24 protein-coding genes and 2 pseudogenes are annotated in these 24,429 nt (G+C 52.5%); 15 read left to right on the top strand and 11 right to left on the bottom strand.

The features are described from left to right. The first annotated feature begins 88 nt into the window (after nt 1-88). The gene (locus tag B9L21_RS12840; RefSeq protein WP_063166654.1) at nt 89-613 is read left to right on the top strand and encodes a tryptophan transporter; all 525 of its coding nucleotides are present in this window, start codon (nt 89-91) and stop codon (nt 611-613) included. A 115-nt stretch (nt 614-728) separates the two neighbouring features. On the opposite strand, the gene B9L21_RS12835 is transcribed toward B9L21_RS12840, so the two are convergent. Continuing rightward, nucleotides 729-917 (bottom strand): hypothetical protein, encoded by a 189-nt coding sequence (locus B9L21_RS12835; RefSeq protein ID WP_063166653.1) that lies wholly within the window; start codon nt 915-917, stop codon nt 729-731. 154 nt (nt 918-1,071) lie between these two features. Between B9L21_RS12835 and B9L21_RS12830 the strand changes: the two genes are divergently transcribed. Further along, the gene (locus B9L21_RS12830; RefSeq protein WP_172796450.1) at nt 1,072-1,677 is read left to right on the top strand and encodes an HTH-type transcriptional regulator Hpr; all 606 of its coding nucleotides are present in this window, start codon (nt 1,072-1,074) and stop codon (nt 1,675-1,677) included. On the opposite strand, the gene B9L21_RS12825 is transcribed toward B9L21_RS12830, so the two are convergent. Continuing rightward, entirely contained in the window at nt 1,670-2,011 is a 342-nt protein-coding gene (locus B9L21_RS12825) for a YhaI family protein (RefSeq protein WP_008882061.1), read from the bottom strand. The genes B9L21_RS12830 and B9L21_RS12825 overlap by 8 nt on opposite strands. Before the next feature lie 194 nt (nt 2,012-2,205). On the opposite strand from B9L21_RS12825, the gene B9L21_RS17730 reads away from it, so the two are divergent. Together B9L21_RS17730 and B9L21_RS12820 are read left to right on the top strand one after the other, a co-directional pair. Further along, a complete protein-coding gene (locus tag B9L21_RS17730) occupies nt 2,206-2,355 on the top strand; it encodes a hypothetical protein (RefSeq protein WP_168157891.1) in 150 nt (49 codons plus the stop codon). 134 nt (nt 2,356-2,489) lie between these two features. Then, nucleotides 2,490-2,786: pseudogene (locus B9L21_RS12820) on the top strand (RNA-guided endonuclease TnpB family protein); the annotation flags it as partial. A 288-nt stretch (nt 2,787-3,074) separates the two neighbouring features. Here B9L21_RS12820 and B9L21_RS12810 read toward each other — a convergent pair. Then, complete coding sequence (locus B9L21_RS12810; RefSeq protein WP_020958800.1) at nt 3,075-3,164, bottom strand: YjcZ family sporulation protein; 90 nt, start codon at nt 3,162-3,164, stop codon at nt 3,075-3,077. 302 nt (nt 3,165-3,466) lie between these two features. On the opposite strand from B9L21_RS12810, the gene B9L21_RS12805 reads away from it, so the two are divergent. Further along, nucleotides 3,467-4,303: a peptidylprolyl isomerase gene (locus B9L21_RS12805; protein ID WP_063167411.1), complete on the top strand. Its 837-nt coding sequence runs from the start codon at nt 3,467-3,469 to the stop codon at nt 4,301-4,303. A gap of 33 nt (nt 4,304-4,336) precedes the next feature. Here B9L21_RS12805 and B9L21_RS12800 read toward each other — a convergent pair whose 3' ends face one another. Next, the gene (locus tag B9L21_RS12800) at nt 4,337-4,759 is read right to left on the bottom strand and encodes an HIT family protein (protein WP_063166652.1); all 423 of its coding nucleotides are present in this window, start codon (nt 4,757-4,759) and stop codon (nt 4,337-4,339) included. Between the two features lie 478 nt (nt 4,760-5,237). Here B9L21_RS12800 and B9L21_RS12795 point away from each other — a divergent pair, with 478 nt between their 5' ends. The 8 genes and pseudogenes from B9L21_RS12795 to B9L21_RS12760 form a co-directional block, all read left to right on the top strand. After that, nucleotides 5,238-5,975 (top strand): ABC transporter ATP-binding protein, encoded by a 738-nt coding sequence (locus B9L21_RS12795; protein ID WP_063166651.1) that lies wholly within the window; start codon nt 5,238-5,240, stop codon nt 5,973-5,975. Beyond that, complete coding sequence (locus tag B9L21_RS12790) at nt 5,972-7,186, top strand: ABC transporter permease (RefSeq protein ID WP_063166650.1); 1,215 nt, start codon at nt 5,972-5,974, stop codon at nt 7,184-7,186. Before B9L21_RS12795 ends, B9L21_RS12790 begins: the two co-directional genes overlap by 4 nt. 248 nt (nt 7,187-7,434) lie before the next feature. Further along, nucleotides 7,435-8,835, top strand: coding sequence for a hypothetical protein (locus B9L21_RS12785; protein WP_063166649.1), 1,401 nt, complete (start codon nt 7,435-7,437; stop codon nt 8,833-8,835). Nucleotides 8,836-9,038: 203 nt separating this feature from the next. Continuing rightward, a complete protein-coding gene (hemE, locus tag B9L21_RS12780) occupies nt 9,039-10,076 on the top strand; it encodes a uroporphyrinogen decarboxylase (protein WP_063166648.1) in 1,038 nt (345 codons plus the stop codon). A gap of 15 nt (nt 10,077-10,091) precedes the next feature. After that, a complete protein-coding gene (gene hemH, locus B9L21_RS12775) occupies nt 10,092-11,042 on the top strand; it encodes a ferrochelatase (protein ID WP_063166647.1) in 951 nt (316 codons plus the stop codon). Further along, on the top strand, nt 11,035-12,477 hold the full coding sequence (gene hemY, locus B9L21_RS12770) for a protoporphyrinogen oxidase (protein WP_063166646.1): 1,443 nt from the start codon (nt 11,035-11,037) through the stop codon (nt 12,475-12,477). Before hemH ends, hemY begins: the two co-directional genes overlap by 8 nt. Before the next feature lie 195 nt (nt 12,478-12,672). Further along, a complete protein-coding gene (locus B9L21_RS12765; RefSeq protein ID WP_063166645.1) occupies nt 12,673-13,245 on the top strand; it encodes a TetR/AcrR family transcriptional regulator in 573 nt (190 codons plus the stop codon). A 320-nt stretch (nt 13,246-13,565) separates the two neighbouring features. Continuing rightward, nucleotides 13,566-14,588 (top strand): annotated as a pseudogene (locus B9L21_RS12760) (RNA-guided endonuclease InsQ/TnpB family protein); the annotation flags it as partial. Nucleotides 14,589-14,846: 258 nt separating this feature from the next. Here B9L21_RS12760 and B9L21_RS12755 read toward each other — a convergent pair. From B9L21_RS12755 to B9L21_RS12740, 4 genes are all read right to left on the bottom strand, one after another. Further along, on the bottom strand, nt 14,847-16,214 hold the full coding sequence (locus tag B9L21_RS12755) for an FAD-binding oxidoreductase (protein WP_063164671.1): 1,368 nt from the start codon (nt 16,212-16,214) through the stop codon (nt 14,847-14,849). 109 nt (nt 16,215-16,323) lie between these two features. Then, complete coding sequence (locus B9L21_RS12750; protein WP_063164670.1) at nt 16,324-17,301, bottom strand: alpha-ketoacid dehydrogenase subunit beta; 978 nt, start codon at nt 17,299-17,301, stop codon at nt 16,324-16,326. Then, complete coding sequence (gene pdhA, locus B9L21_RS12745) at nt 17,302-18,381, bottom strand: pyruvate dehydrogenase (acetyl-transferring) E1 component subunit alpha (protein ID WP_063164669.1); 1,080 nt, start codon at nt 18,379-18,381, stop codon at nt 17,302-17,304. 487 nt (nt 18,382-18,868) lie between these two features. Continuing rightward, complete coding sequence (locus B9L21_RS12740; RefSeq protein ID WP_063164668.1) at nt 18,869-20,170, bottom strand: dihydrolipoamide acetyltransferase family protein; 1,302 nt, start codon at nt 20,168-20,170, stop codon at nt 18,869-18,871. Between the two features lie 517 nt (nt 20,171-20,687). On the opposite strand from B9L21_RS12740, the gene B9L21_RS12735 reads away from it, so the two are divergent. Both B9L21_RS12735 and B9L21_RS12730 read left to right on the top strand, forming a co-directional pair. Continuing rightward, nucleotides 20,688-21,074: a VOC family protein gene (locus B9L21_RS12735; protein ID WP_011232689.1), complete on the top strand. Its 387-nt coding sequence runs from the start codon at nt 20,688-20,690 to the stop codon at nt 21,072-21,074. 98 nt (nt 21,075-21,172) lie between these two features. Continuing rightward, entirely contained in the window at nt 21,173-22,159 is a 987-nt protein-coding gene (locus B9L21_RS12730; protein ID WP_020755923.1) for a Gfo/Idh/MocA family protein, read from the top strand. A gap of 95 nt (nt 22,160-22,254) precedes the next feature. On the opposite strand, the gene B9L21_RS12725 is transcribed toward B9L21_RS12730, so the two are convergent. The 3 genes from B9L21_RS12725 to arsB all read right to left on the bottom strand — a co-directional run bounded on the left by B9L21_RS12725 (nt 22,255) and on the right by arsB (nt 24,427). Continuing rightward, the gene (locus B9L21_RS12725) at nt 22,255-22,692 is read right to left on the bottom strand and encodes a DUF4275 family protein (RefSeq protein WP_063164667.1); all 438 of its coding nucleotides are present in this window, start codon (nt 22,690-22,692) and stop codon (nt 22,255-22,257) included. Between the two features lie 232 nt (nt 22,693-22,924). Further along, complete coding sequence (gene arsC / locus B9L21_RS12720; RefSeq protein ID WP_025949724.1) at nt 22,925-23,344, bottom strand: arsenate reductase (thioredoxin); 420 nt, start codon at nt 23,342-23,344, stop codon at nt 22,925-22,927. A gap of 15 nt (nt 23,345-23,359) precedes the next feature. Then, entirely contained in the window at nt 23,360-24,427 is a 1,068-nt protein-coding gene (gene arsB, locus B9L21_RS12715) for an ACR3 family arsenite efflux transporter (protein WP_172796442.1), read from the bottom strand. Between the last annotated feature and the right edge of the window lie 2 nt (nt 24,428-24,429).

Raw genomic sequence — 24,429 nt, 5'->3', positions numbered from 1 at the left:
CTTCTTCACTTTTACACGGCAAAGTGATATAATGATAGAAACATTCTCAAGCAGGAGAATAGATGAGGAGAGATGAGGAGAGATGAGCATGAATGTGAGAACATTAGTATCGATGGCGCTGTTAGTCGGAATTGGAGCTGTGTTGCACGCGGTCATTCCCGGGCTGTTTGCCGGCATGAAGCCGGATATGATGCTGGCGATGATGTTTTTGGCGATTTTGTTGTTTCCAAGCGCCAAAGCGGCCGGCCTTGTCGGTGTCGCCACCGGCTTGATTTCCGCCATGACGACGACGTTCCCAGGCGGTCAGCTGCCTAATGTAATCGATAAAATCATCACTGCCTTTGTTGTGTTTGCCCTAGTGACCTTGCTGAAAAAATATAGCCAAACAGTTGTCGGGGCCGCGGTGTTGACGGCTGTCGGCACCGTCATCTCCGGCGCGGTATTTTTGACGGCGGCGCTCCTGCTCGTCGGGTTGCCGGGCGGAACGGCGTTTTCGGCGCTGTTTGTCACCGTTGTGCTGCCAGCCGCGGCATTGAACACAGTAGCGATGGTCATCGTCTATCCGATCGTGGCATCGATTTTCCGGCGGATGAACGTGACAGCGCACGTGTAAACGGCAAAAAACCCGATCATTGCTGGTCGGGTTTTTTGCTATCAAGGGGACGGGCGAAAAAATGCCCATTCCCGGCCTGTTTTCATCTTTTGTTATGTGAAAATTCAAATAAGTGCTAGGCGTAGCCAAGAAGCCAAGCGGCGAGCAGACAGATGGACGCTATTCCAATATAGCGCACAGCCTGCTCTTTCAACAGCGCTTTCGGCGGATACGCCCGCGCTTTCCATAAGGCAAAAAAGGTGTTTATAAAAAGACAGAAAAATAAGAATCCAACAGCAGAAAGCAGCCATTGTATATACATCATTATGTTCTCCTCCTGTATGCGGCAAACGTTTTATGCTTACTACTATGAATATGCAAAAAAAATTATAAAAATAAATGTTTTTGTCTTTATTCCTTTTTGTTTTATTGATATAATAGAAAGCAAAAAATACGGTGAGGGAAGAGTGGGTGGAACGATGAAAGCGACAGAACAGCATTATTCCGTCAAAGAGGCTATGTTATTTAGCCAACGGATCGCCCAGCTAAGCAAGGCGCTGTGGAAATCGATTGAAAAAGATTGGCAGCAATGGATTAAGCCGTTTGACTTGAACATTAACGAACACCACATTTTATGGATTGCTTACCATTTCAAAGGTGCTTCGATTTCGGAAATCGCCAAATTTGGCGTGATGCACGTTTCGACGGCGTTTAACTTCTCGAAAAAGTTGGAAGAAAAAGGGCTGCTTTCGTTTTCGAAAAAGCAAGATGACAAGCGCAACACGTACATTGAGCTGACGGAAAAAGGCGAAGAAGTGCTGATGAAATTGATGGAGACGTACGATCCGACAAAAAACGCTGTCTTTAACGGGGCGTTGCCGCTGCGCGAGCTGTATGGGAAGTTTCCTGAAATTTTAGAAATGATGTGCATCGTCCGCAATATTTACGGAGACGATTTTATGGAGATTTTTGAGCGGGCGTTCGAAAACATTAAAGAAGATTTCGTCGAGCAGGACGGCAAGCTCGTCAAGCGGGCGCCAAAAGCGGAAGAGCACGAGAAGGAACTGGCCGGTCAGGCTAACTGACGGTTCGGATGAGCGTTTTTAGCTCGGTCATGAGCGGCACAAACATTTGTTGGGCTAACATGGCATCAACTGTTTGTTCAAGCGGAAGGTTCGGATGAAGCATCCCGGCAAATTGCACGAGCAGGGGAGTAAAGATCGTCAATCCTTCCGCTTTTTGCTGCTCATATTGTTCGGCGAGCTCCTGGCAAAACGAAAGGAACGCGTCGACTTCTTCCTTTGTTAAATCGGCGCGGATGATGAGGGAGTAAAACGGTTTTTTCGCTTCATCCACCATTTCCATCAGCAATGACTGGTGAAATTCGAGCTTGGCCACTCGCTTTTCCAACGATTCCATACACCGTGCTCCTTTGGCTGACATAAAATGTGACCGCTTTTACGTATATTTTACCGAATTTGTGCACATTCACCAATAGGTAAAATCGGTTCGCCATGCTCGAAAGAGAAAAAAAGATTGATTTCCGGCCGTGAACGATGTAAAGTTAAAGCCATGGGCGGCGTTTGGCTAAGATGGGGAGGAGGGGAACGGCTTTGGCGCTTTATTTTATCCCTCTGGCGGTTACGGTCTTGTTTTTGGTGAACCAGCTCACCCACTCGCTTTGTGCACAGCGTGATATTCCGGAGGAGCAACAGCCGGCCGTTTTTCGCACGATCAATGTACTTATTACGATTTTATCTTAATTAGGCGAGAAGACTCCCACTTCGACGAAGCGAAGCGGAGTAAGTGGGAGATGAATCGCCTTAACTATATTTTGCTGAAAATAGGATAGATTCAGTAAAATATAGTATCATATAGTTAGATGGGAGGTGAAAACATGTATTTTTGTATCAAACAACAGCTAAATGGTTTGACCAAAGAAGAATACTTGACTCTTCGAGAACTGTGCCATATTGCCAAGAACATGTACAACGTCGGATTGTACAATGTCAGACAATACTATTTTGAACACAAGGAATTTCTTAATTATGAGAAAAACGATCATCTTGCAAAAACTAACGAAAACTATAAGCTGTTAAACAGCAACATGGCACAGCAAATTTTAAAAAAGGTCAATGAAGCCTTTAAATCTTTCTTTGGTTTGATCAGTCTTGCCAAACAAGGAAAATATGACCAATGGCGCATTAAACATTTTAAAGAAAAGTAAAGCTGTAGACCTGAGTGTCTTATGCTCTAGCGGCGAAGTGGACACGCCTCAAAGAATAAGGATTGCTTGAAGCAGTCAAACTTCTTTGGAAGCCCCCACTTCAAATTTTCGCTAGAAAATTAAGTGGGGGTAGTTCACTAATTTCTTCCTATTTTGAAGTGTTATTTACATAAAAAGCTGCCTGCTCCGCTCACAGGCGAAGATGAGGATGATGAAGGAAGAGGGTGCTCCCAGCGCGGGAACACCCTCTTTCGTTTAGTAGATGACGCAAGCACAGCCGACAATGATTAGCAAAATAAACAGCACGACAATTAACGCAAAGCCTCCGGCATAAGGTGCGCTCATCGTAACACCCCCTTTCGGCAAGGAGAAGCCCGCTGCGGTGCTTCATCCCCATCATATGTATGGCAAGCGTACATGTGGTGGGCGGATGACTAAAACGGAAAGAGGTTTTTTTTTTGCCGCAAATGTGATATAGTTATTGTCGTGGTTTAGGCGGCTCGGCGTTTTGTTTCGCGATGCCGCCGCAAGTGCATAAGGCGTCGCCTGGGGTGGAACGGATCTGAAACCCTGGTGCCGGAATATCAATGGCCGGCAGCGCCGGAAAGGGAAAACGAAAAAAGACGTGGGTAGGAGTTGTGAAGCGGATGAAAAAATGGATGATGGCTGCCGCCGTTGTTTCGCTGATGGCTTTGTCGGCCTGCAATAACGGCGATTCAGAAGCAATTGTCGAGACAAAAAGCGGCGATATTACGAAGGATGAATTTTATCATGAGATGAAAGAGCGCGTCGGTAAAACGGTGCTTCGCGACTTGATCGACGAAAAAGTGTTAAGCAAAAAATACAAGGTGACTGATGAAGAGATCGACCGCGAAATCGAGCGGATTAAGGAGGCGTACGGCACACAGTACGACTTGGCCGTACAACAAAACGGGGAAAAAGTGATCCGCGAGATGATCAAGCTCGACTTGTTGCGGACGAAAGCGGCGATTGAGGACATTAAAGTGACGGATAAAGAGCTGAAAGAGTATTATGACAACTACAAGCCGAAAGTTCGTGCCAGCCATATTTTAGTGAAAGATGAAAAAACGGCAAAAGAAGTGAAAGCGAAGCTCGACAAAGGCGAGGACTTCGCCAAGCTGGCGAAAGAGTATTCACAAGATCCTGGTTCGGCATCGAACGGCGGTGATTTAGGCTGGTTCGGTCCGGGGAAAATGGTCAAAGAGTTTGAAGATGCCGCCTATAAGCTGAAAGTCGGTGAAGTAAGCGATCCGATCAAAACGGATTACGGTTACCATATCATCAAGGTGACGGATAAGGAAAAGAAAAAATCGTTTAACGAAATGAAAGATGAAATTACGTTTGAAGTGAAACGGAGCAAACTCGACCCGGCGGCGATGCAGTCGAAAGTGGACGAGCTCGTGAAAGATGCTGATGTCAAGATCAAGGACAAAGATTTGCAAGATGTGCTCGGGCAACAGTAAAAAACCGGAAGCAGGCAATCCTGCTTCCGGTTTTTAGTTGAGCTGCTTGCGGATGGTGGCGGCAATCGCCTGCAAGTCGGCAGGGGTATAGTCGCTTGCGTGCGATTTCCAAACGGCGCCAAACCCGTCGCCTTTGCCGTAGCGCGGAATAAGGTGAAGGTGGTAATGGAACACCGTTTGCCCGGCCGGTTTGCCGTTGTTGTTCAGCAAATTGAGCCCGGCTGGCGAGAATGCTTTATTCAGTGCGTTGGCGATCATTGGCACGACGCGAAACAGCTGGCTGGCTACATCCGGCGTGAGGGTAAAAACGTTTTCGGTATGTACTTTCGGGATGACAAGTGTGTGCCCTTTCGTCACTTGGCTGATGTCCAAAAAGGCGAGTACGTGCTCGTCTTCATATACTTTTGCCGCCGGCAGCTCGCCGTCAATAATTTTGCAAAAAATGCAATCGTTCACCGAAACGGTCACCCTTTCTTTTCGTTTTCTTCATTTTACCATAAAAAAACCGGGATGTAATCCCGTAAAACGGTTACATCCCGGCCGGTGAAAAGGGGAGAGAATCATTCAACATCAAATGTGCGTTTGATGAACACCCCATTTGCGACAAAGTCGTTTAGACGTGAGCGCTTCCTTTGTTCAACGCGACCATCCCCTTTTGGACAGGTTCGTTGCTTCCCAGCAACAGATAGATGGCCTTTGTTCATGAACGGTTACAACGTCTTGCAGCTCACAATGGTGTCTTTGACGAACACCCCATTTCAGATGGATCGTTCATCAGCCTTTGCTTGGTGATTCCCCATCCCCTCTTCGCTATTTATCATGCCCGGGATCAGCGCATTTATGCAGGACGACGAAAAGAACTTTTTTGGTAAAGGCAGCCGTTCTTTGGTACAATGGGGACAAAAGTGATTCGAGAACGGAAAGGAAGCGGACGATGACGCTTTTGCGCGTGGAACACTTATACGGGGGGTATACCGCACAAAACGTGCTTGAAGATGTGACGTTTTCAGTTGAACGCGGCGAAATGGTCGCGTTGATCGGTTTAAATGGAGCTGGCAAAAGCACGACGATCAAACATATTATCGGCCTGATGGAGCCGCGCCGAGGCACGGTTTCAGTCAACGGACATACGCTTGCGGCGGAGCCGGAAACGTACCGGAAGCAGTTTGCCTTTATTCCGGAAACGCCGGTACTGTATGAGGAATTGACGCTTGAGGAGCATTTGCGTCTGGCGGCGATGGCGTACGGGCTGAGCGAGGAGGAGTATGAGCGCCGCGTTCCGCCGCTGCTTAGCGAATTTCGGTTAGAGCGGCGGCTTTCCTCCTTTCCGGCGCATTTTTCCAAAGGGATGAAACAAAAAGTGATGATCGTTTGCGCCTTTTTGCTTGAACCGCCGCTTTATATTATCGATGAGCCGTTTCTCGGCCTTGATCCGCTCGCCATCCATGCATTGCTTGAGCGGATGAATGAACAAAAGGCGAAGGGGGCAGGCATTTTGCTGTCGACCCATATTTTGGCGACAGCGGAGCGGTATTGCGATTCGTTCATCATTTTGCATCAAGGGCGCGTCAAAGCGAAAGGAACGCTTGATGACATTCGCCGCCAGTTCGGGCTGAAAGCTGCGACGCTCGATGAAGTATATATCGAATTGACAAAGGACGATGCGCCATGATCGATGCGCGTAAGCTTTGGCAGCAGCGCCTTCAAGACGAAGGGAAAAAGAGGCTTCGCTATTTGCGCTATATGCTGAATGATCATTTGCTCGTCGGCTTAATCATTGTTCTTGGCGGCATCGCGGTCATGTACGAGCGCTGGGTCGAGACGCTTCCCGGCTCGTTTCCATACCCGGCCATTGCTGCGGTGATATTCGGCTGGGCGGCTGCATCCGGGACGGTGCGCACATTGTTTCGCGAGGCGGATACGGTGTTTTTGCTGGCCGCTGAATGGCAGCTGCACCCGTATATTCGCCGGGCATTCCTCTTCTCGGCCATGTGGCACGCATACGGCCTCTGTTTGTTGCTATTGTTGGCCGGACCGCTCCATTCCCGGTTTTCCCCGGTGCCGTGGCCGCTTTTTTTGCTTGGCCTCATCGCCTTGAAGCTTTGGAATTTATGGGCTGCTTGGAAAGGGAGTTACATCGCTGAGCCGTCTTTTCATCGTCAGAGCGCGCTCGCCCGCTTCGGGCTGGCGGCATTAGCCGTTTATTTTTGGCTGGCGGCGGCGCCGTGGCTGTTTTCCGCGACGATCATTGCACTGATCGCGGCTCTTTCGGTTTGTCTGTCACGCTTCGCAAAAGGAAAAACATGGAAGTGGGAGCGGCTCATTGCCGAAGAGCAGCGCGCACTACGGGCATTTTACCGATTGGCAAATTTGTTCACCGATGTTCCAGAATGGCGGGAGGAAGCGAGACAGCGCCGTTGGCTTGACCCGCTGCTTCGTCTCATCCCATACGGACAACGAAACGTCTTTTTTTACTTATACGCGCGCACGTTTCTGCGCGCCGGCGGGTATGCCGGGCTGTACATCCGCCTGACAGCGATTGGGAGCGTGCTGCTTGCTGTGATCGACCATGAATACGTACAAGCAGCCATTGTGTTTTTGTTTCTTTATGCGACCGCTGTTCAGCTGGCGGCGCTGCCTTCCCGCCATCGCTATTCGCTTTGGACGCAGCTGTACCCGCTGCCGCAGACGCAGCCGGCTGGCGCTGCTGTTCGGTTGCTCTCCATTTTACTCGCCGGGCAAAATACGGTATTTCACCTTGTGCTGGCTGCCGTTTCTCCGCGCCCTCTATGGCTCGCCACATGGGTGGGGGGGATCGGTTGGGGCGTTTGGACGGCCAGACGGTACGTCCGCCCGCGGCGCGGGCACAAAGCCGAGCGTTGATGCTGTTTTGGCGTTGACGCCGGCTTTTTTTGTTTTTGGCGAAAATGCCTGGCAGCTCCCCCATCTTTGTCTACGTTCACCTTTCCGTTTGTGCCCCTTGCTCACATCTCTGTTCTGGCACTGCGCTTTCCCGTGTCGCTCGCACTTTGTTCTCACACCTCTGTTCCGGCTTCATATGCTGTAGTACACCGGCCTAGGCGCACGTCCGGCAGGCCGGGCTGGAAGTTGGAGAGAAAGGGGATTGGTTTATGGGCGTAGAGCTTGTGGCGCTGCACTGGATTTACTTGCTGTTTATCATGCTCATTATCGGGTTTATGGTCGTCCGCAAAGATACATCGCTCGTTTGCATTGCCGGCATTTTTTTGTTGGCGGCGGTCGCCACCCATTCACTGAGCGCGGCAGTCAGCGGGGTGTTTAACAGCTTTATTTACGCCATTACCGAATTGCTGCCAACGATTTTAGTCATCTCGATTATTGTCGCGATGAGCAAAGTGTTGTCAGCGACGGGGATCAATGATGTGATGGTGTCGCCGTTTGTCCGTTTTATCCGGACGCCGGCCTGGGCGTATTGGACGATCGGGATTTTGATGATGGTGATTTCTTGGTTTTTCTGGCCGTCTCCGGCCGTTGCCCTTATGGGGGCGGTGCTGTTGCCGGCGGCGGTTCGCGTCGGGTTGCCGGCGCTAGGAGTAGCAATGGCGATGAACTTGTTCGGACATGGCATCGCCCTTTCTGGTGATTTTATCATTCAAGGAGCGCCGAAACTGACCGCTGATGCGGCCGGATTGCCGGTTGGCGAAGTGATTGCTGCCAGCGTGCCGCTCGTTTTTGTCATGGGGGTGGTCACGACCGTCACGGCGTTTTATTTGCTGCGCCGCGATATGAAGCAAGGGCGCTTGACGAGCGGGGATGCAGAAATCGCCGCTGCCACTGATGCGGCGCTCGAGAAAACGGGAGGGCTGTTGGCCGAGCCGACGAAAAAATGGCTGGCGCTGTTGATTCCGGTGCTGTTTGCCCTTGACGTCATCGCGATGTTTTATTTGCGTTTGCAAGGCGGCGAGGCGACAGCCTTAGTCGGCGGAACCGCGATTTTTATCTTGATCCTTATTTCTGTTTTAGCCCACCGGCAAGAAAGCTTTGCGGAAGTGACCAACTACTTTATTGAAGGATTCCAGTTTGGGTTTAAAGTATTCGGCCCCGTCATTCCGATTGCCGCCTTTTTCTATCTTGGCGATGCCGGATTCGTGAAAATTATCGGCGACTATTTGCCGCAGGCATCCCAAGGCATTGTCAATGATTTAGGGGTCGCCTTAGCCCATGCGGTGCCGCTGAACAACGAAATCGGGGCGGTGACGCTCACCATCGTCGGGGCGATTACCGGCCTTGACGGCTCCGGGTTTTCCGGCATCTCGCTTGCCGGTTCGGTTGCCCATTTGTTTGCGGTCGCCATTGGCGGCGGAGCCGCCACGTTAACGGCGCTTGGTCAGATCGCTGCCATTTGGGTCGGCGGAGGCACGCTCGTTCCATGGGCGCTCATTCCAGCGGCCGCGATTTGCGGAGTCGACCCGTTTGAATTGGCGCGCCGCAACTTAATTCCGGTCGCCGTCGGCTTGGCGGTCACGACCGTTGTCGCCATGTTTCTCATCTAACAAAAAAGCTGTCCCGTGCGGTCGGGACGGCTTTTTTGTTATAATAGGTATGGGTTGAAAAATCGGTCGATTTTTTGACAGTTCGTTTCCTTCTCTATACATTGGGCATCGAAAGCGGTATAGTGAAAAAGAGATAAGCAATGTGAATGGGCAAAAAATAGAGGAACGGTTGATTGGACTGGATGAAAGAAAGGCGGATGGAGATGACAAGACGAATGAACGATACGTTTTTGCGCGCCTGCCGCGGCGAAAAAACGGCCTATGTGCCGGTATGGTATATGAGGCAGGCCGGACGGTCGCAGCCGGAATACCGGGCACTGAAGGAGAAATATTCATTATTCGAGATTACGCATCAGCCGGAGCTTTGCGCTTATGTCACCAGGCTTCCGGTGGAGCAATATGGCGTGGATGCTGCCATTTTATATAAAGACATTATGACGCCGCTGCCGGCGATCGGCGTGGATGTGGAAATTCGCGGCGGCGTCGGGCCGGTGATCGCCAACCCGATCCGCTCGCTTCATGATGTTGAGCGGCTTGGAGAGATCGATCCGGAACACGATGTGCCGTACGTGCTCGAGACGATCCGGCTGCTTGTCAACGAACAGCTTGATGTGCCGCTCATCGGCTTTGCCGGCGCGCCGTTTACGCTGGCCAGCTACATGATTGAAGGCGGTCCGTCCAAAAACTATCATAAAACAAAGGCATTTATGTACGCTGAACCGAAAGCATGGTTTGCCTTAATGGACAAGCTTGCCGAAATGACGATCCGCTATGTGAAAGCGCAAATTCAAGCAGGGGCAAGGGCGGTGCAAATTTTTGATTCTTGGGTTGGCGCTGTCAATGCGGATGATTATCGGACGTTTATTAAGCCGGCGATGGCGCGCATTTTTGCCGCCTTGCGCGAGGAAGGAGCGCCGCTCATCATGTTTGGCGTCGGTGCGAGCCATTTGGCGCGCGAGTGGAACGACTTGCCGCTTGATGTCATCGGCCTTGATTGGCGGCTGTCGATTCGTGAGGCGCGCCGCCAAGGCATTACAAAGGCGATCCAGGGCAACTTGGATCCAGCGGTGCTGCTCGCGCCGTGGGATGTGATCGAAGAGCGGGTGAAGCGCATTTTGGACGAGGGGATGGAGCAGCCGGGCTATATTTTCAACTTGGGCCACGGCATTTTCCCGGACGTCCAGCCGGCGACATTGAAGCGGCTGACTGCCTTTATCCACGACTATACTTCCACGAACTAAAAGAGGTGCAGCACAATGGCGAAACAAACGGTTGGACTGCTTGTCATGGCGTATGGAACCCCGTATAAAGAAGACGATATCGAACGGTATTACACGCATATTCGCCACGGACGGAAGCCGCCGCAAGAGCAAATTGACGACTTAAAAGCGCGCTATCGGGCGATTGGCGGGCTGTCCCCGCTCGCTAAAATTACGGAAGCGCAGGCGACACAGCTCGAGGCGCGGCTGAACGAAGTGCAAGAGGAAGTCGAGTTTCGCATGTATTTAGGGCTGAAGCATATCGAGCCATTGATCGAGGATGCGGTTGAACGCATGCATGCCGACGGTGTGAAAGAGGCGGTGGCGATTGTTTTAGCGCCTCATTATTCCACATTCAGCATCCGTTCATACAACGAGCGGGCGAAAGCGGCGGCGGAAAAGCTTGGCGGCCCGGTTATTTATACGATTGACCAATGGTATGACGAGCCGAAATTTTTGCATTATTGGTCGGAAAAAGTGAAAGCCGTTTTTGCCGCCATGCCGGAGCGTGAGCGGGAGCGGGCTGTGCTCATCGTATCAGCCCATAGCCTGCCGGAAAAAATCATTCAAGCCGGCGATCCATATCCGGCGCAACTTGAAGACACGGCAAAGCGCATCGCCGAGCAAGCTGGAGTTGCCCATTACGCCGTCGGCTGGCAAAGTGCTGGAAATACACCAGAACCTTGGCTGGGCCCGGATGTGCAAGACTTGACGCGCCAGTTGCACGATGAGTGCGGCTATACATCGTTTGTTTATGCGCCGGTCGGTTTTGTCGCTGATCATTTGGAAGTGTTATATGACAATGACATTGAATGTAAGCAAGTGACTGAAGAAATTGGCGCCCGCTATTACCGGCCGGAAATGCCGAACACCGATCCGCTGTTTATTGATGCATTGGCGACGGTCGTGTTAAAGCGGCTCGCAAAAGAAGGCGATAAGCATGAATGAAGGGCAACGGACCGTTGTCATTATCGGCGGCGGCATTACGGGTCTCACTGCCGCCTACTACTTGCAAAAAGCGATCAAAGAACAGCGTCTGCCGCTGACGTGCAAGCTTGTCGAAGCAACGCACCGGCTCGGCGGAAAAGTGCAGACGGTCATGCGCAACGGCTATGTCATTGAGCGCGGGCCGGACTCTTTTTTGGCGCGGAAAACGAGCGCGTTCCGCCTCGTAAAGGAAGTCGGCCTGGAGCATGAAATCGTCCATAATGCGACTGGGAAATCATACATTTTAGTCAACGGCAAATTATATCCGATCCCAGGTGGAGCGGTGATGGGCATTCCGACGCGCATCGCCCCGTTTTTAACGACCGGGCTGTTTTCTCCGGCCGGCAAGCTGCGGGCGGCGCTCGATTTCGTGCTGCCGCCGGTGAAAGCAGACGGCGACATGCCGCTCGGCCGCTTTTTCCGCCGCCGTTTGGGCGATGAAGTGGTGGACAATTTGATTGAACCACTGCTGTCTGGCATTTACGCTGGCGACATCGATGAAATGAGTTTAATGGCGACGTTTCCCCAGTTTTTCCAGCTTGAACAGAAATACGGAAGTCTCGTTCGCGGAGCGAAACGGACGACGCCAAAAGAACAGAAAGAGCGAAAAGGGGCGTTTCAGACGTTAAAAACAGGCTTGCAGTCGCTGGTTGAAGAAGTGGAAAAGCGGCTTGAACCGGGCAGTGTCATCAAAGGGACGCGCATTGAGCGGATCACCCGCACCGGTTCAGCGTACCGGCTGCAATTGAGCACCGGTCAAACGTGGGAGGCGGACAGCGTCATCATCACCACGCCGCACCACATTGTGCCGGACATGCTCGCTGATTATCCGTTTTTTGCCCCGTTCCGGTCGGTGCCGCTGACATCGGTGGCGACGGTGGCGCTTGCTTTTCCGGAGAAAGCGATCCGCCAAGATATCGATGGCACCGGGTTTGTCGTCTCGCGCCGCAGCGATTACACGATGACGGCGTGCACGTGGACGCATAAAAAGTGGCCGCATACGACGCCGCCCGGCAAAGCGCTTTTACGCGGCTATGTCGGACGCCCGGGCGACGAGGACATCGTTGATCAGCCGGACGATGAGATCGTCCGCATTGTGCTTGATGACTTAAACAAAGTGATGAAAATTGATGGCCAGCCGGAATTTGCCGTCATTTCCCGATGGAAGCGGGCGATGCCGCAGTATACGGTCGGGCATCGCGAACGGCTGGCAGCGATTAAGCGGCACATGGCGTCCGATCTGCCAGGGGTGTTTTTAGCCGGCAGTTCTTATGAGGGGCTCGGATTGCCTGATTGCATCGACCAAGGGGAAAGGGCGGTCCGCGATGTGCTTGACTATTTGCGGCAAGGGGAACCAAACCGGCCGGCGGAAGCGGCGTACAGCAGCGCCCGCTAGCCGGCGGCCTAGCTGGCGGTCGATTAGCACCGGGCTGGGGCGTGGAAGGTGTAAACTGCCTTGAAATCAGCGGCGCCGCGGCCAAGCTTTTTTAGGGTGTAATCATTTTTGCTCTTTACGCTAGAGGCGAGAATATGATATGGTAAAAACGGATTGACCAAATTGTTCATTCAGTCAAATTAAAGGATGAGGCCAATGGCAAGCGACCGTAAACGGCAAATTATCGAAGCAGCGTCCCAATCGTTCGCGGCTTTCGGTTATAAGGCGACGACGATGGAACAGATCGCCAAGCTCGCCAACGTCGGCAAAGGAACGATTTATACGTTTTTTAAAAGCAAAGAGGAGCTGCTTGATGAAATCGTTTCTTCCTTGATCGCGGAAATCAAAGCAGAAGCCGAGCAGGCGATGGATCCGTCGTTGCCGTTTTCCGAAAACGTCCATCGCGCCTTGTACCGCATTTTAGAATTCCGCCAGCGCCATCAGCTGACCGCGAAACTGCTTCAGGAAGTGCGCAGCATCGGCACGGCAGCGGTGCAGGAAGTGCTGACCAAGCTCGACCGGGCGATGGTCGAGTTTATCCGGCAAAAAATTGAGACGGCGGTGGAAAAAGGGGAAATCCGCCCGTGCAATGCCGAAATAACGGCGTTTTTAATGCTCAAGATGTACATCGCCCTCATTGTCGATTGGGAGAAAGATCATGAGCCGCTGGCAAAAGAGCAAATCGCTGAATTGTTTACGCTGTATTTTTTGCAAGGATTGTCCAAGTAGATAATCCTGTCTTTTTTTTGTCAGATGTGACCAAATGAATAAATTGGTCATTTGTACAAAAAGGAGGGAACTATCTCCATGTTGGTCAAGGAATTGTGGGCGATCATCTTCCGCCCGAAAGTGCTCATTCCGATTCTTGCCGTTTTGCTTATTCCTCTTCTTTATAGCGGGGCGTTTTTATCTTAATTAGGCGAGAAGACTCCCACTTCAACGAAGCGAAGCGGAGTAAGTGGGAGATGAATCGCCTTAACTATATTTTGCTGAAAATAGGATAGATTCAGTAAAATATAGTATCATATAGTTAGATGGGAGGTGAAAACATGTATTTTTGTATCAAACAACAGCTAAATGGTTTGACCAAAGAAGAATACTTGACTCTTCGAGAACTGTGCCATATTGCCAAGAACATGTACAACGTCGGATTGTACAATGTCAGACAATACTATTTTGAACACAAGGAATTTCTTAATTATGAGAAAAACGATCATCTTGCAAAAACTAACGAAAACTATAAGCTGTTAAACAGCAACATGGCACAGCAAATTTTAAAAAAGGTCAATGAAGCCTTTAAATCTTTCTTTGGTTTGATCAGTCTTGCCAAACAAGGAAAATATGACCACAAGGCTATCAGTATTCCAAAATATCTTAAAAAAGATGGCTTTCATTCACTGATCATTGGCCAGATTCGTATAGACGGCAACAAATTCACGATACCGTATTCTCGCCTATTTAAAAAGACTCACAAGCCTATCACGATAACGATTCCGCCTGTGTTGCTGGACAAAAAGATTAAGCAGATTGAAATCATTCCTAAGCATCATGCCAGGTTCTTTGAGATTCAGTACAAATATGAAATGCCTGAAGATCAAAGAGAATTAAATGACCAAAAAGCACTGGCCATTGATTTAGGATTAAACAATCTTGCCACTTGTGTCACATCAGACGGCAGATCATTCATCATTGATGGGCGGAGATTAAAAAGTATAAATCAATGGTTTAACAAAGAAAATGCCAGACTTCAAAGCATGAAAGATAAGCAAAAAATCAAAGGCACGACTCGTAAACAGGCGTTGCTTGCTATGAATCGCAATAATAAAGTGAATGATTATATCAACAAGACTTGCCGTTACATCATTAACTACTGTATTGAAAATCAAATTGGCAAACTTGTCATTGGCTATGCGGAAACATTACAACGCAATATGAATCTAGGAAAAAAGACAAATCAAAACTTTGTCAATATTCCTCTCGGTAACATAAAAGAAAAACTAGAATATCTTTGTGAATTTTACGGCATTGAATTCTTGAAACAGGAAGAATCCTATACGTCTCGAGTGTCTTATGCTCTAGCGGCGAAGTGGACACGCCTCAAAGAATAAGGATTGCTTGAAGCAGTCAAACTTCTTTGGAAGCCCCCACTTCAAATTTTCGCTAGAAAATTAAGTGGGGGTAGTTCACTCCTGGTCAGGAAACACAAGAAGAAAAAGGTGCTCCATTCGTTCGGAGCACCCTTTTCCACATGCAGGACGGTCTTTCCCTAGTGATCGTTGGGAGAAAATCGCTATTACCTTCATCCGTTGAACCGCCATACGGACGAAGCGTTACGGCAAAAAGATTTTCCCCGGATTGAGAATGCCGTTCGGGTCAAACAGCTGTTTCAACCGTTTCATCCAAACGACGGCGTCGCCTTTTTCCTCGCGCAAAAACGTCCGTTTGCCAATGCCGATGCCGTGCTCTCCCGTGCATGTGCCGCCGCGCGATAAGGCATAGCGGACGATATGGGCGTGCACGCGTTCGATCCGCGCCATCTCCTCGGCGTCATTCGGATCAAAGGCAAGCACGGTATGGTAGTTGCCATCGCCGACATGACCGAAAATGGCGGCGGTCATGTTCTGCTCATCAACAAGCCGACGCGTATCGGCGATGGCGCCGGGCAGTTCGGACAGCGGCACGCACACGTCGGTGGAGAGCATCGCCTTGCCTGGATAGGCGGCTTGAATGGCAAACGCCGCATGGTGGCGCGCTTCCCACAGCTTCGCGCGGGCGAGCGAGTCGGTTTCAACCGTAAATGAAACCGCCCCCTCCCCTTCGCACAATTCGTTGACAAGCTTTGTTCCGTCCTCGACGCTTGACGGGCTGCCGCTCAGTTCAATAAACAGCGTCGGTTTCACCGGGTAATCGGTTTTTTTGTACGCATTGACCGCCGCGATCGTCGCCTCGTCAACGAGCTCGATTTTCCCCGGACCGACGCCCGCTTTCAGCACGGCAAACGCCGCTTGCGCTGCCGCCTCAAGCGACGGAAAGCACACTTTGATGGCCGTTGTCGCCTCCGGAATGCCATGCAGGCGGACAATAAGACGGGTGAACACGCCAAGCGTCCCTTCCGATCCGACGAACAAGCCGGTCAAGTCATAGCCGGCCGACGATTTCACCGCCAAACTTCCCGTCTGAATGACTGAACCGTCCGCGAGCACCACCTCTAATCCGAGCACTTGATCGCGCATGACGCCGTATTTCACGCAGTTCGTGCCGCTCGCGTTCGTCGCCGCCATGCCGCCGATCGTCGCGTCCGCACCCGGATCGACCGGGAAAAACAACCCATATCGCTTCAGCGCCTCATTCAGTTGCAACCGCGTCACTCCCGGCTCGACGATGGCGAGAAAATCGTCCGGGCGAATGTCGATGATGTTGTTCATCAACGTCAAATCCAAACTGATGCCGCCCGCAACTGGAATGACATGCCCTTCCAAGCTCGTGCCGGCGCCAAACGGCGTGACCGGAATGCGATGCTCGTTGGCAAACGCCATCACCCGGCTCACTTCCTCCGCTGTTTTCGGAAACACGACGACATCTGGCGCATGCGGCGCATGGTAGGCGATGCCTTTGCTGTGGTGTTCGAGCACCGTTTCATTGATGCTCACCCGCTCGCGGTCGCCGATCAATTCAAGCAGTGATTCGTATACGTTCATCGTTCTCCTCCTCACCCGATCGGATCAAGCGGCGCCACCCATCGATGCGCCGCCTTTTCTCTTGACGCACTCTGATGGTGGATCGATCGACCCGGATGGCATGGTTCGTTTAGTAACGGAGCAACGTTTCAATTCCTTCCGCAATCCGCTCGGCGTTCGGCAGCCAATCATCCTCCACCGACGGCACCGGATACGGCGTGTCGTAGCCGGCGATACGCACGATTGGAGCTGATAGAGAAAACAGCGCCCGCTCGCTGATCAAGGCCGCCACTTCGGCGCCAAACCCGCCCGTTTTCACTGCTTCATGGACGATCATCACCCGTCCCGTTTTTTCGACCGAGGCGAGGATGGCATCGATATCGAGCGGCTGAAGGCAGCGAAGGTCGATGACTTCCGCGCTGACCCCTTTCGCTTCCATCTCGGCGGCGACTTTGGCGGCAAGCGGCACGGTCGCCCCCCAAGCAATGATCGTCACATCGTCTCCTTCTTTCACAACCCGTGCTTGGCCGAGCGGAATCGTGTACGGCTCTTCGGGCACTTCCATGCGAAACGCCCGATACAGCTTCATCGGCTCCAGAAACAGAACCGGGTCTTCATCGCGAATGGCGGAAATGAGCAGCCCTTTCGCATCGTACGGATTGGACGGCATGACGACTTTTAAGCCCGGCGAATGGGTAAACAGCGCCTCCAACGCATCGGAGTGCAATTCCGGCGTCCGCACCCCGCCGCCGTACGGGCTGCGCACGACGATCGGGCACGAAAACCGTCCGGCCGAGCGGAAGCGGATGCGCGCCGCCTGGGCCGCCAGCTGGTCCATCGCCTGGTACACAAACCCGAGAAACTGAATTTCGGCAATCGGGCGCATGCCGTTGATCGCCAATCCAATAGACGTGCCGATAATGCCCGATTCCGCAAGCGGCGTATCAAACACGCGCCCCTCGCCAAACTGCGCAAGCAGCCCGTCCGTCGCCCGGAAGACGCCGCCGTTTTCGCCGACATCTTCGCCCAGCACGATGATGCGCGGATCGCGCTCCATCTCTTGGCGCATCGCTTCATTGATCGCTTCAATCATCGTCAATTCCGCCATTTATCTCACCCCGCTCCGTTGTTTGCGCCGCATCACTTCGTCTTTTTGCTCGGCCAGCAATTTGGGCGCCTCGCTGTACACACAATCGAATGCATCGACAATCAAACCGGACTTGCTGGCGATGGCCGCCTCGTACGCCGCGGTCACTTCATCATTCACTTGGGCGACAAGCGCGTCTTCCTGCGCTTCCGTCCATAATCCGCGCCGTTCCAAAAGCAGGCGCAGACGGCGGAGCGGATCTTTCGCCCGCCATGTCTCGACTTCTTCCGGCCGGCGGTATTTCGTCGGGTCATCCGCCGTCGTGTGCGGCCCGAGCCGATAGGTGAGCGCCTCGATCAACATCGGCCCCTCGCCGCGGCGAGCGGCTTCGACGGCCTGCTTCATCGTTTCGTACACCGCCAGCACGTCATTGCCGTCAACGAGCACCCCTTTCATCCCGTATGCAAGCGCCTTTTGCGCGATCGTCCGGCTGGCCGTCTGCTTCCGGTACGGGACGCTGATGGCGTATTGGTTGTTTTGGCAGAAAAAGATGACCGGCACGTTGTACACCGCGGCAAAATTCATCGCTTCATGAAAATCGCCCTCTGACGTCGCCCCGTCGCCGAAATACGCCACCGATACGTGCGGTTCGCCCTTCAATTTCGACGCCCACGCGCAGCCGACCGCATGAAGCGTCTGAGCAGCGATGATGATTTGCGTCGGAAAAATATTCACCCCATCCGGCATCCGTTTTCCCGACAGGCGGCCCTGCACGTAATGGAAAAACTGTTCAAGCGGCATGCCATGCATCAAGCATACCGCCACTTCGCGGTAGCTCGGGAAAATCCAATCGTCTTTATGAAGCGCAAGGGCGCTGCCGATTTGCGCCGCCTCTTGGCCGCTGAACGGGGCGTAGGTCCCGATCCGCCCCTGCCGCTGCATGCGCAACAGCCGCTCATCAATGACGCGCGCCCGCCGCATTTCCCGATAGGCGCGAAGCAGCCATTCATCGGAAAACGCCGCCAGCTGCCTCTCGTCGCCGTTTCCGTTTTCGTCCAAAATTTGCACGACCTCGACCGACAATTGGTCCGGATCAAACATGGGCTTCCCTCCCATTTGTATTTTCATCCTATTTCGCGCAGGAGACTCCCACTTCAACGACCAAAGGGAGTAAGTGGGAGAGGAATGCGCGTTCCCCTTTTCTTTTGTGTATGATATAATAAAGGCGTGGAGAAAACCGTTTAATAAAGGCACTCCAATAACTGCTACTCGATGTATGGAGTTGGTTACAGGAAACGTTGTAACCGTAAAACATCGAGCGTAGATCCGTCTGTTGTGTGTGGAAGCCAAGTACTGCCAACAGACACACCGAGAGAATCGGTAACGATGCAGGCATGACCTGCGTCGTTGGGTAGTTGTCAACCTGCCCTGATGCAACCCCAAGTCAAGGAAGGAGGACGAAGTCCGCTTGTACTTCTGGGGAGTTGCAAGCCCCCACTTCAAGCGTTAGCTAAGTGGGGGTAGTTGACAGGCGGCTCGTTCCTTTTCCCATCTCGCCCTTTTCCAACATGGGGCAAAGGCCCGCCCTTCACCGCGCATCCAAAAGCAGCACTTCCGGATGTTCCAAATAGTAGGCCACCGTCCGCATAAACCGCCCGGCCGGCTCGCCGTCAATGACGCGGTGGTCAAAGGTGAGCGACATTCCCATCATATCGCGGATGACAATTTCGTCGCCGACGACAACCGGGCGCCGTTTGATCGCATGCGCTCCGAAAATCGCCACTTCCGGATAGTTGATGATCGGCGTCGCAAACCACCCTCCGCCCGCGCCGGTGCTCGTGATCGTAAACGTGCTTCCTTGCAGCTCGTCAAGGCGAAGCGCCTGGCGGTGCGCTTTTTCCGACAGCTCGGCGATCTCAACGGCGAGCTCGCGGATCGATTTTTGATCGGCGTCGCGGATGACAGGGACGACAAGCCCCGCTTTCGTCGCCGTCGCGATGCCGATGTGATAGCGCTTTTTCAAGACGATTTCATTCGTCTCTTCATCGAGCGAAGCGTTAAACATCGGATATTGCTTCAGCGCCCTTGTCACCGCTTTAATAATAAACGGCAAATACGTCAGCTTGATCTGCTCCTTGGCCAGCTCGCTGGCCAGGTTTTTGCGGATCTCGACGAGCTTCGTCACGTCCACCTCGTCCATCCCGGTCACATGCGGCGCCGTGTACGCCGATTTCACCATTTTTTCGGCGATTTTTTTGCGCAAGCCGCGAAGCGGGATGCGCTCTTCTTCTGGAACCACAAGCTCCGTGCTGGCGATGGACGTCCATGCGGCTTTGTCCGCCTTTTGCTCTATCGCCGTGCCCCCAACTGGCAAAACCGCGGCCCCGCTCCTTTCACGTAGCTCTGCCACCGCCACGACTGCTTCCCGCTCGCGGACATATCGCTCCAAGTCGGCGAGCGTCACCCGGCCGCCTTCGCCCGTTCCTTCCACTTCGTCGATCGGAACGCCCAACTCCCGCGCCCGCTTGCGCACCGAGGGCGCGGCAATCGCCCGCTTGCGCACCACCGTTGGGCGCGGGGCTTCTATATGAACAGCAGACGCAGGCTCCTGAGCCAAATGGTCAGTCGGCGCCGCTTCGGCCGCCACCGCCGCCTCGGTTTCCACGACAATCAACGGCTCTCCAACCTTCACCGTCGCCCCTTCCGGCCCGGCAAGCGCCACCACTTTGCCAGCGACCGGCGTCGTCATTTCCACCATCGCCTTATCCGTTTGAATTTCAGCGATCGGCTGATCGGCCTTGACCACATCCCCTTCGCGAATGAGCCAGCGGATGATTTCCGCTTCATGCAGCCCTTCGCCAATATCAGGCAGCTTAAATTCATAGATCATGGCGATATCCCCTTCCCCTTCTTCTCGTGTTGCGATTGGAAACAAACACAATGGTGCAGCATCCATGGTGCGGCGATCATGAGGAAACATAGAAGTTAAGCGCTTACAAAAAACGTGGTGACCATTCGTTTTTTCTACCAAAATATCAAATGAATATTTTAAATTTTCCAACCTACAAGATTTATGATAGTCTATAGATTGTCAAACTGTCAATATAAGGAGAGCAGACATTTTTCGCCCGCTTCGACAAGCATCGACAACCCCTTCTATTATCGCAAAATAACAATTCTTGGTTCGATTTGACCGAAACACCGAGAACGGGCTCAACCGCTGCTGATTTCAGTGATGGGTAGGCAGTTTTCCGAAAAACATGGAAGGACGTGAAACATGGCTGTCTCGTACCAATGAGCGGAAATGGTTCAAAAAAAGTTAATTGTACGAGGTTTCTCTAAGAAGAATGAATAAGTTCAATGGTATTTTGCAATACATCACTCGTCTTATAAGAGGAGGAAGCAATATGCGTCTTGCCACGATTCACCATATCGCTTTGATTTGCTCGGACTATGAACGATCAAAACGATTTTATACAGAAATTCTCGGATTTCGCCCCATCCGGGAGCAATACCGCGCTGAGCGCCGTTCGTACAAACTCGATTTGGAGGCTGATGGCGGCATTCAGCTTGAGCTATTTTCCTTTGAAAACCCGCCGAAGCGCCCAAGCTACCCGGAAGCGTGCGGACTGCGCCATCTTGCTTTGGCGGTGGACAACCTCGATGAAGCCATTGCCTACTTGCGCCAACACGGCATCGATCCCGAACCCGTCCGCGTTGATGAAGCGACCGGCAAACGATTCACCTTCTTCCAAGACCCAGATGAACTGCCGATCGAGCTGTATGAAAACTAAAGAGAAAAGCACGCTTGCTCCATGACGATGACAAAACGAAGCCTCTCCGTTGATTTGTGGTACAATGGGGTCGATACAAATGAAGGAGGCCAAACAACATGATTCGATTCGCAACCATCGGCACAAACTGGATCACCGAAGCATTTCTTGACGCCGCGCGCCTCGTCGATTCCTTCGAACTCGCCGCCGTCTACTCGCGAACCGAGGAGACCGCAAAGCAGTTTGCCGACAAAGTCGGGGCGCCGCGGACGTTCACGGACTTGCAAAAGCTGGCCGAAAGCGACGGCATTGATGCCGTCTATATCGCCAGCCCGAACGCACTTCATGCCGAGCAGGCGATTTTGCTCATGAATCACGGCAAGCACGTCTTATGCGAAAAACCGCTCGCCTCCAATGCGAGAGAAGTCAAAGCGATGATCGAAGCGGCGGAGCGAAACGGCGTCGTATTGATGGAAGCGATGAAAGCGACGCTGCTTCCCACATTCCGGTCCATCCGCGAGCACTTGCCGAAACTCGGCCGCATCCGCCGCTACGTGGCGAACTATTGCCAATACTCATCGCGCTATGACGCCTATAAGCAAGGAACGGTGCTCAACGCCTTCAACCCAGCTTTCTCCAACGGGGCGTTGATGGACCTTGGCGTCTATTGCCTGTACCCGATGGTCGTTTTGTTCGGCCAGCCCCGTGGCGTGAAGGCGCAAAGCGTGAAGCTCGAATCCGGCGTTGATGGCGAGGGTTCGATCGTGCTCGATTACGGCGACATGGACGCGGTCGTCTTTTATTCGAAAATCACGAACTCGCACTTGCCTTCGGAGATTCAAGGGGAAGACGGAAACATGATCATCGACGCCATCCACACACCAACCAAAGCGGAAATCCGCTACCGCGACGGGCGCGTCGAGGACATCACCGCGCCGCAGGACAAGCCGCCGATGTATTATGAAGCACAAGAGTTTATCCGTTTGATCGAAAACGGAGAACGCGAATCGGCCGTCAACTCGCACCGCCATTCGCTTTGGACGATGGAAATCATGGACGAAGCGCGAAAACAAACCGGCATCGTGTTCCCGGCCGACGAGCGATAATAAAAAGGTTCCAACCTAGTCTTCCTGGGGCTCGGTTGGAACTCTTTTTCTTTCTGTCTCATTGGATTTCCTTGGCCGCCGATAAGCCATGGCTGTTACCTTCTGCTAAAATACGGGCCAAGCCATCCGCTTTCATGCGTCATGACAAACGTCCAGTTGAACTCGCTGTCCACCACATATAGATCGATTTTGTCGTTTTCCGCTGCCAGATCGGCGGCTTTCAAGCCGGACGCATCCTCCACGGTGAACGCATCGTCGCCATGTTGAAAGAAAAGATAGCAGCACGTTTTCTCTTCCTCATCAAACGCCATTTCCGCTTCTTCTCCTGTGAAACAGCCTCTCATCCCATAGCTGAACACATGCCATAAGTAGCCGTTGACTCCATTCCGATTATGAAGGTGGATGTGTTGTTTTTCTTCCGCAGTCAAATGGCCGGCAAACACCTTTTCCCACTGTTGTCGCCATTGCGCTCCGAAACCGGACTGTTTGCGGATTTTGATGTTTCGGCGAGCTAACTGATGAAATAACTCCATTCGGTTTCTCCTCCAGTGACCTAATGTGGCACCGCCTTCATCGATGTGCTCATTTCGTCTGTCAAAACGTTCAGTGGATTGACAAGATGGCTTCTCACCATCTTTTTCGCGCCGAGCGGTTTTCGTCCGCCCAGCCACTTCCCCGTTTCCGGCCGCACTTCGACGAGCAGCTGCTGCGCACCCTATGCAAGACCGTTTCCCCGCTCTTTGCGCCTGCCTTGCTGCACCGCCCCTATTCCCCCGTCTCGGCAAACCGGCAAATGCGCTCGCCAATTTCATCGCGGACGCGGCGGAACACCGCGAGCTTCTCCTCTTCCGTCCCTTCCGCTTTCGCTGGATCGTCAAAGCCCCAATGGACACGCTTCACGTGCGGCGGGGTGACCGGGCAATGGTCAGCTGCATGGCCGCACAGCGTCACGACCAAATCAGCGCGGTTGAGGAGATCCGGGTCGATGACGTCAGACGTTTGGTTCGAAATGTCGATGCCGACTTCCTTCATCACTTTCACCGCATTCGGATTGAGGCCATGCGCTTCAATCCCGGCGCTGTACACCTCCCATTCCTCACCAAGAAGTTGTTTCGCCCAGCCTTCTGCCATTTGACTGCGGCACGAGTTTCCGGTGCACAAGAAATAAATGACTTTTTTCTTCATCGCTGGTTCTCACCTTTACGTTGATGTTGGATTGCCCGAAGAAAAATACTTTCGCTGAAACGCCAATGCTACGTTGACAAGCGCCAGCATCACCGGCACTTCAATGAGCGGACCGATAACTGCCGCAAACGCCGCGCCCGAATGAATGCCAAACACCCCCACGGCGACGGCAATGGCCAGCTCAAAGTTGTTGCTTCCTGCCGTAAACGCGAGCGTCGTCGATACCGGGTAGCCGGCTCCCAATTTTTTCGCCAAAAAGAAGGAGACAAAAAACATGATGACAAAATAAAGCAGCAATGGAATCGCAATGCGCACAACATCGAGCGGCAAGCTGACGATCATATCGCCTTTGAGCGAAAACATCACCACGATCGTAAACAAAAGCGCAACAAGCGTCAGCGGGCTGATTTTCGGCACAAACACTGTTTCATACCATTGCCGCCCTTTCGCTTTCACAAGCACAAACCTTGTCGCCATGCCAGCGAGAAACGGGATGCCTAAGTAAATAAACACCGATTTCGCCACTTCCGCCATCGTGATCTCGACAACGGCTCCCTCAAGCCCAATCCATCCAGGAATGACCGTCACAAACACGTACGCATACAACGAGAAAAACAGCACTTGAAACAGTGAATTGAAGGCGACAAGTCCTGCTGCGTACTCGGTGTCACCGCGCGCCAAGTCATTCCAGACGATGACCATGGCGATGCAACGGGCAAGCCCGATTAAAATCAAGCCGATCATATACTCCGGCTTGTCAGGCAAAAAGACAATCGCCAAGATGAACATCAGCAGCGGGCCGATCACCCAGTTTTGCACGAGGGACAAGACGAGCACCTTCACATCTTTGAACACGCGCCCCATTTCCTCGTAGCGCACTTTCGCCAGCGGCGGATACATCATCAAAATCAAGCCAATCGCAATCGGAATCGAGGTCGTACCGACTTGCAGACGGTTCAAGCCATCCACCAGCCCAGGAGCCCAAATCCCGACTCCGATCCCGACCGCCATCGCGAGAAAAATCCATACCGTTAAAAAGCGGTCTAAAAACGACAACCGCTTCGGTTCACAACAATCCACCATCA

This window comes from Geobacillus uzenensis (genome assembly GCF_002217665.1).
GTDB lineage: Bacteria > Bacillota > Bacilli > Bacillales > Anoxybacillaceae > Geobacillus > Geobacillus subterraneus.
Note: the sequence above shows the minus strand (reverse complement) of the source record. Positions and strands in the feature narration are given on the sequence as shown.

Bases quoted from the DNA above. Each gene is read 5' to 3' on its own strand.
- arsC (WP_025949724.1), bottom strand. From the start codon at position 23,344: ATGAAGAAAAAAGTCATTTATTTCTTGTGCACCGGAAACTCGTGCCGC.
- B9L21_RS12795 (WP_063166651.1), top strand. From the start codon at position 5,238: ATGACGCTTTTGCGCGTGGAACACTTATACGGGGGGTATACCGCACAA.
- hemH (WP_063166647.1), top strand. From the start codon at position 10,092: ATGGCGAAACAAACGGTTGGACTGCTTGTCATGGCGTATGGAACCCCG.
- B9L21_RS12835 (WP_063166653.1), bottom strand. From the start codon at position 917: ATGATGTATATACAATGGCTGCTTTCTGCTGTTGGATTCTTATTTTTC.
- B9L21_RS12785 (WP_063166649.1), top strand. From the start codon at position 7,435: ATGGGCGTAGAGCTTGTGGCGCTGCACTGGATTTACTTGCTGTTTATC.
- B9L21_RS12730 (WP_020755923.1), top strand. From the start codon at position 21,173: ATGATTCGATTCGCAACCATCGGCACAAACTGGATCACCGAAGCATTT.
- B9L21_RS12735 (WP_011232689.1), top strand. From the start codon at position 20,688: ATGCGTCTTGCCACGATTCACCATATCGCTTTGATTTGCTCGGACTAT.
- arsB (WP_172796442.1), bottom strand. From the start codon at position 24,427: ATGGTGGATTGTTGTGAACCGAAGCGGTTGTCGTTTTTAGACCGCTTT.
- hemE (WP_063166648.1), top strand. From the start codon at position 9,039: ATGACAAGACGAATGAACGATACGTTTTTGCGCGCCTGCCGCGGCGAA.
- B9L21_RS12725 (WP_063164667.1), bottom strand. From the start codon at position 22,692: ATGGAGTTATTTCATCAGTTAGCTCGCCGAAACATCAAAATCCGCAAA.
- B9L21_RS12740 (WP_063164668.1), bottom strand. From the start codon at position 20,170: ATGATCTATGAATTTAAGCTGCCTGATATTGGCGAAGGGCTGCATGAA.
- hemY (WP_063166646.1), top strand. From the start codon at position 11,035: ATGAATGAAGGGCAACGGACCGTTGTCATTATCGGCGGCGGCATTACG.
- B9L21_RS12810 (WP_020958800.1), bottom strand. From the start codon at position 3,164: ATGAGCGCACCTTATGCCGGAGGCTTTGCGTTAATTGTCGTGCTGTTT.
- pdhA (WP_063164669.1), bottom strand. From the start codon at position 18,381: ATGTTTGATCCGGACCAATTGTCGGTCGAGGTCGTGCAAATTTTGGAC.
- B9L21_RS12750 (WP_063164670.1), bottom strand. From the start codon at position 17,301: ATGGCGGAATTGACGATGATTGAAGCGATCAATGAAGCGATGCGCCAA.
- B9L21_RS12765 (WP_063166645.1), top strand. From the start codon at position 12,673: ATGGCAAGCGACCGTAAACGGCAAATTATCGAAGCAGCGTCCCAATCG.
- B9L21_RS12790 (WP_063166650.1), top strand. From the start codon at position 5,972: ATGATCGATGCGCGTAAGCTTTGGCAGCAGCGCCTTCAAGACGAAGGG.
- B9L21_RS12840 (WP_063166654.1), top strand. From the start codon at position 89: ATGAATGTGAGAACATTAGTATCGATGGCGCTGTTAGTCGGAATTGGA.
- B9L21_RS12830 (WP_172796450.1), top strand. From the start codon at position 1,072: ATGAAAGCGACAGAACAGCATTATTCCGTCAAAGAGGCTATGTTATTT.
- B9L21_RS12755 (WP_063164671.1), bottom strand. From the start codon at position 16,214: ATGAACGTATACGAATCACTGCTTGAATTGATCGGCGACCGCGAGCGG.
- B9L21_RS12805 (WP_063167411.1), top strand. From the start codon at position 3,467: ATGAAAAAATGGATGATGGCTGCCGCCGTTGTTTCGCTGATGGCTTTG.
- B9L21_RS12825 (WP_008882061.1), bottom strand. From the start codon at position 2,011: ATGGAATCGTTGGAAAAGCGAGTGGCCAAGCTCGAATTTCACCAGTCA.